We start from the raw sequence: 5,494 nt of genomic DNA, 5'->3' as shown, positions 1-5,494 counted from the left end.
GTAGGAAGTTATTTCAGGCATTGCAGCCTTATTTGATTCCTAAACGTCTCGCACCTCATCCTCTAGTTGTTGGAATATTTCCCGATAGGTTATCAGATTATCCTCAATCTGGTTCTTTCCTAAGATAGTCGCATCGTACCAGTCCCAGAATTCACTATCGCTGCTGATAGTTCCCAGGGCTTGGTGCCACTAACTTGGCTTTCTTAACCCCGTCTATCACCCCTTGGGGTGTACACTCAAGATTAGCTGTCTTGGGTAGCCGTTTTCCGGTAGGTGGCTGCTTAAACTGCAATAGCAAATTATACCTAGTCCCGGACTTTTGTAACTTGAGTGTCACTCCTTTGGGACATTCCCCTTTAAAGTCTTGATAGGCTTTCAGGAATCTGCTATAGCTCTCGTCATAGTTACCCTTTCCCCCCACTGTAGGGAGTTTAGTAGCATTACTCATTTTTTACTCACTTGTTACTCTACTACGGTTTTGAGTAACACCTAAGTAACAGTAGAATGGGGGTTATAGGCTATGTATCAGGTTCAATACCCGCCGCCCGCAATTGGGCGATTAATTTTTCAGATCGTTGACGTTCCTGGTCTAATAGTTCAGTCGCCCATAGGAGTAGGTTTCCCTGTTGATCCCACCAACGTAGCCAGTAGCCAGTGAGATTTTCGCGGGTTCCTTGCTCTGCACCTAAGAAAAGCTGCATTTCTGGTATCCAAAATCTGCCCTGTTCATTAGGTGACTCTAGGTGATATCGTTGGTTCTCGTCTAAACGGTAGAGTTCTAATGTGCCTGTGTCTGTATCAAAAATGCCATAATTAGGTACTTGCAGAATCTGTTGATAGAAAAAGAACTTTCCAGGAGGATAGGTTTCTTTTATTGAATATTCACTCCCACCTGGATCTGATAAAAATTCTAGTACCAGTGCGGGAATATCCCCTTGTAGTCGGGGGGTATAACTACGAACTACCTCTTCCCGATTGACGGTAATTTGCGGAATATACGCCCAATCTGGCGCTTTTATGCTTATTTTACCGTTTATGGTGGCACAAATGCCGTAGTTGGTCGGAGTGAGCGATGTTTCTGGCAGTTTTCCGGCTAACCTTAAACTTTCGGTAACGGCTGCTGCTAGGGCTGGTTGATATATATTATCCACGGGGTCATCGGGTAACACAAAATCATCTGGCAACTTTTCCCAAGTGATAGTGTAAGTTGGGGAAGTGGCTAACATGACTAACCTTGCAGGTATTTGAACACTTTGATGATATCACAATTTGAGAAAGTGGATCTATATTTTATCGGAATTTAGCGAAGATTTATCCAGGGGTTCTCTTTGAGTCCTTACCCATTCTTTTTGGGGTTTAATGAAATAGGTTAAATATAGGGGAATTTTCCACAGTATATACAGGGGGATACCTAAGAGGGTTTTGAGGGGGATAAGCGATCGCCCAAAATTTGCCCAAGCCATACCAATGGCAGTAGTTAGCAGCAGCCCCTCTAGGGCTATGATGATGGTGGGAATAGCAGAGACTCCTAGGCTACTAGCGATTAAGGATATGGCGGATGCACCGACCCACAAAATTACCAGAAGGGAGAGGGGGGGAACACATAGATCTAATGCCATTTGTAACAGTTCAAAACGTCTTTGGCTTAGGGAGGCTTTGAGCAGGCGCGGCACTTGAGTTTTCAGGGTTTGTAAATGACCGTGTTCCCAACGGGTGCGTTGACTGGTGCTGGCGGTTTCGTCTTGGGGAAGGTATCCAATTACTTTGGCTTTGGCTGTAAATTGGGGGGAATAACCAGCGATCGCTAAATCGACACCTAGCTGCATATCTTCGACTATATTACTACTCGCTAAGGATATGCTTTGAATAATTGACCAGGGAAAAGCCATCCCAGTTCCGGTTAATAAACAAGGTCCCCCTAGTTTCGCTAATCCTTGGGGACGCACCCAATTTTTGACTAAGAATGCCAACGCAGAAATGGAGTTCTTGACAGATGGATTGGGGGGTGTTTCCATTAAATATAATGCTTGCACTGGCTTGGCTGTGATTAATGCTTGTTGAGCAATAGTGGCGATCGCTCCTGGTTCCACTAAACAATCAGCATCAATCATAACTACCACCTCTGGCGGGTTTGGCGCTAGGTGGCGTAATCCATAATCGAGAGCATATCCTTTTCCTCGGTTGTCTGGATCTTGCCTTTCCAGAACTTGCACTCCGTTTTCAGTGGCGATCGCTACAGTTTCATCTGTGCAGTTATCCGCAATTACAATTATTTCATCGTCCGGTTTCAGTTGAGGTAAAATATTAGCCAAAGTTTGACCAATAACTAACCCTTCATTATGAGCCGGAATTAATACAGAAATTGTCGGTTCTGGTAGGTCGTCATTTGATATAAAACCTGGGAAATTAAACCCGGCTGCCAAACATTCAACGAACAGAACCATGATCGGAATTGCCCAACCAAAAGCTATTAATCCCAGCGTGAAACCAACCCAGATAGTGATCATTTTTTACATAGGCTCCATTTCAGGCACATCGGCTTCTGGCGCATCTAAATCAACTACAACATTGAGAGATTGGGAAATGAACCATTGACGCGGCACACCTTGAATAGTAATCTTTTTACCATCTCTTTCGATTTTCACATTGCCGCTTACTTTCTCAATATGTATATCTGAATTCATTAAGTAGGTAGCTTTATCTGTAACTTTAATCCACATCATTTAATTGCCTTATTGGGGGGTATATTTGGGGGAATAATTCCAGCTTATCCCCCACATTTTACCAAGCTAAATTAGGGAAAAATTACTCGTCTGCGCCGAAATCTTCCCGTAACTTAGCTTCCTGTTCATTGGTCAAGTTGGATTTAATCAACTCACCTTTTTCTTCATCTTTGAAGGCTTCCTCTACTTTATCTAAAGTCACACTACTGGTTAGTAAAAATAGTGCGGAAGTACCTTCAGTTACTTGATTTCGGACATCTTTGATAAATTCATCATCAATGCCGTAGTCAGTGAAATATCCTGACAATGCTCCGGCTAATGCACCGACCGCCATTCCTAATACCGGAACAAAGAAAATCAAGCCGAATAATAGACCCCAAAAAGCGCCGCCAAATGCACCAGAACCCACTAGGTCAACGGCTTGGGTGGTTTTGGGCTTCTTGCGACCTTGTGGCCAGAATACTATAGCCGCATCTTCGATTTGAATTAAACGTTGTTTCTGGAGTTCAGCGAGTTTAGCCAGAGCATTTTTAGCACCATCAGCGCTATTGTATTTCCAAACTGTTAGAGTTGCCATTGTTATCAATCTGGTGATAATTGTATGAGGGTAGTATAATGATAATTGTATAAAATTGTACAAATTTAAGAAAAATTTTATGATTCGTAGATGGCAATGTGGTTATATTGAAAATAAAAACCGGATTTCTGAATCAATAGAAACCCGGCGAATAGATAGTTAATCATCAACCCTTATTTAATGGCGATCGCCGGTTGACGGTGGCGCACTTCCAGATAAATTAACAAGGCGTTAATATCTGCGGGGTTGACCCCACCAATACGGGAAGCCTGACCAATAGTTAAAGGTTTGATCCGGTTTAATTTTTCCCGTGACTCCATAGATAGGGTTTCAATGGTAAGATAGTCTAAGTCTCGAGGGAGTTGGCGGTTAGCATGACGGCTGATCTGATCAATTTGGTTTTGCTGGCGTTCCATATAGCCGGAATATTTAATCTCAATTTCTGCGCCTTCTTTTTCCTCTAAGGATAACTGAGAATTACCTAGGTGATAATGTTCTAAATTACCATAGTGGAAACCGGGACGACGCAACAATTCCGCCAGACTAATTGACCCTTTAATTTTTTGTTGAGTATCAGAGGCGATCGCTATACCAATTTCGTCGCGTTCCTTAACTCTGGTCTGGTCTAGCCGCTGCTTTTCCGCGATAATATTAGCCTGTTTTTGTTGGAATAATTCCCAACGGCGATCGTCAATTAAACCAATTTCCCGACCCAAGGGAGTTAGGCGGCGATCGGCATTATCCGATCGCAATAATAACCGATACTCCGACCGACTGGTTAACATTCGATAGGGTTCTCGCAGATCCTTCGTACACAAATCATCAATTAAAGTACCGATATAACTTTGTTCCCGAGGAAACACAATCATATCTTCACCGCGCACCAATTTAACCGCATTAATTCCCGCTACAATTCCCTGTGCGGCTGCTTCTTCATATCCAGTTGTACCATTAATTTGACCCGCACAAAATAATCCCTCAATTTTCTTAGTCATCAACGTAGGATAACACTGAGTTGCCGGTAAATAGTCATACTCCACCGCATAAGCAGGTCGTAGCATCACGCAGTTTTCTAAACCCGGAAGACTCCGTAACATTTCTAACTGTAATTTTTCCGGTAAACCCGTAGAAAATCCCTGAATATAAAGTTCAGGAATATGACGGCCTTCTGGTTCAATAAAAATCTGGTGACTTTCCTTGTCAGCAAACCGCACAATTTTATCTTCAATACTCGGACAATAACGGGGTCCTTTGGCATCCACCCAACCGCCATAAACGGGGGATAAATGCAAATTTTCCCTAATTAATCGATGGGTTTCCGCCGTAGTTCTGGTTAAATAACAGTTCATTTGTTCCCTTTCAACCCACACTTCAGGGTCAAAACTGAACCATCGCACTCGTTCATCTCCGGGCTGAGGTTCTAAGTTGCTATAATCAACCGATCGCTTATCGACTCGCGCGGGAGTTCCGGTTTTTAGTCGTCCCGTTTCAAACCCTAAGCGGTTCAGGGTGTCTGTAAGTCCTACGGCGGCGAATTCTCCGGCTCGTCCCGCTGGCATGGATTTGTTACCCACCCAAATAATTCCACCTAAAAAAGTCCCTGTAGTTAGGATGAGCGCTTTACAGGCAAATGCTACACCAAAATAGGTTTTTACTCCTATGATTTCGTCATTTAATCCTAAGACTAAATCCGTTACCATTCCCTCCCGGATTGATAGATTTTCTTGGTTTTCGACTATTTGTCGCATTACTGCTGCATATTCGCGCTTATCCGTTTGCGCCCGTAACGCCCAAACAGCCGGTCCGCGAGAGTTGTTAAGTAGCCGTTTTTGCAGGTAGGTGCGATCGGCCATTTTGCCAATTTCTCCCCCCAGTGCATCGACTTCGTGGGTGAGTTGAGACTTCGCCGGAGCCCCCACAGCCGGGTTACAGGGTTGCCAGCCAATTTTATCTAAATTTAGGGTCAGCAGCAACGTGCGACAACCCAAACGCGCTGAGGCTAAAGCCGCTTCGCAGCCTGAGTGTCCGCCACCGACTACGATGATCTCAAATTCTTCTTGAAAGTCTACGGGTGAATTTACTGTCATAGTTGGGATATTTTACAATGTCGCTCTATTTGATTTTAGGGATATCTAATGATGTTATGGTCGAAGGGAAAGTCACCTTTCCCAACTCCAATTCAAAACCGTGCTTG

Annotated in this window: 5 protein-coding genes and 1 pseudogene; all 6 read right to left on the bottom strand. The window is 43.7% G+C overall.

What is annotated here, in order from left to right:
• Positions 1-54: 54 nt before the first annotated feature.
• Positions 55-448: pseudogene (locus P5683_RS22410) on the bottom strand (hypothetical protein); the annotation flags it as partial.
• Between the two features lie 70 nt (positions 449-518).
• Positions 519-1,226: a Uma2 family endonuclease gene (locus P5683_RS22405; protein WP_006624159.1), complete on the bottom strand. Its 708-nt coding sequence runs from the start codon at positions 1,224-1,226 to the stop codon at positions 519-521.
• Between the two features lie 57 nt (positions 1,227-1,283).
• Complete coding sequence (locus tag P5683_RS22400) at positions 1,284-2,507, bottom strand: glycosyltransferase family 2 protein (protein ID WP_006624158.1); 1,224 nt, start codon at positions 2,505-2,507, stop codon at positions 1,284-1,286.
• A 3-nt stretch (positions 2,508-2,510) separates the two neighbouring features.
• Positions 2,511-2,723, bottom strand: coding sequence for a hypothetical protein (locus P5683_RS22395; protein ID WP_006624157.1), 213 nt, complete (start codon positions 2,721-2,723; stop codon positions 2,511-2,513).
• Between the two features lie 82 nt (positions 2,724-2,805).
• The gene (locus P5683_RS22390; RefSeq protein ID WP_006624156.1) at positions 2,806-3,300 is read right to left on the bottom strand and encodes a DUF1269 domain-containing protein; all 495 of its coding nucleotides are present in this window, start codon (positions 3,298-3,300) and stop codon (positions 2,806-2,808) included.
• 173 nt (positions 3,301-3,473) lie between these two features.
• Entirely contained in the window at positions 3,474-5,387 is a 1,914-nt protein-coding gene (gene mnmG, locus P5683_RS22385; protein ID WP_006669245.1) for a tRNA uridine-5-carboxymethylaminomethyl(34) synthesis enzyme MnmG, read from the bottom strand.
• Positions 5,388-5,494 lie beyond the last annotated feature (107 nt).

This window comes from Limnospira sp. PMC 1279.21 (assembly GCF_032349615.1).
GTDB lineage: Bacteria > Cyanobacteriota > Cyanobacteriia > Cyanobacteriales > Microcoleaceae > Limnospira > Limnospira fusiformis.
Note: the sequence above shows the minus strand (reverse complement) of the source record. Positions and strands in the feature narration are given on the sequence as shown.

Excerpts from the sequence above, each read along its gene's own strand:
- P5683_RS22405 (WP_006624159.1), bottom strand. The coding sequence starts at position 1,226 with ATGTTAGCCACTTCCCCAACTTACACTATCACTTGGGAAAAGTTGCCA.
- P5683_RS22400 (WP_006624158.1), bottom strand. The coding sequence starts at position 2,507 with ATGATCACTATCTGGGTTGGTTTCACGCTGGGATTAATAGCTTTTGGT.
- P5683_RS22395 (WP_006624157.1), bottom strand. The coding sequence starts at position 2,723 with ATGATGTGGATTAAAGTTACAGATAAAGCTACCTACTTAATGAATTCA.
- P5683_RS22390 (WP_006624156.1), bottom strand. The coding sequence starts at position 3,300 with ATGGCAACTCTAACAGTTTGGAAATACAATAGCGCTGATGGTGCTAAA.
- mnmG (WP_006669245.1), bottom strand. The coding sequence starts at position 5,387 with ATGACAGTAAATTCACCCGTAGACTTTCAAGAAGAATTTGAGATCATC.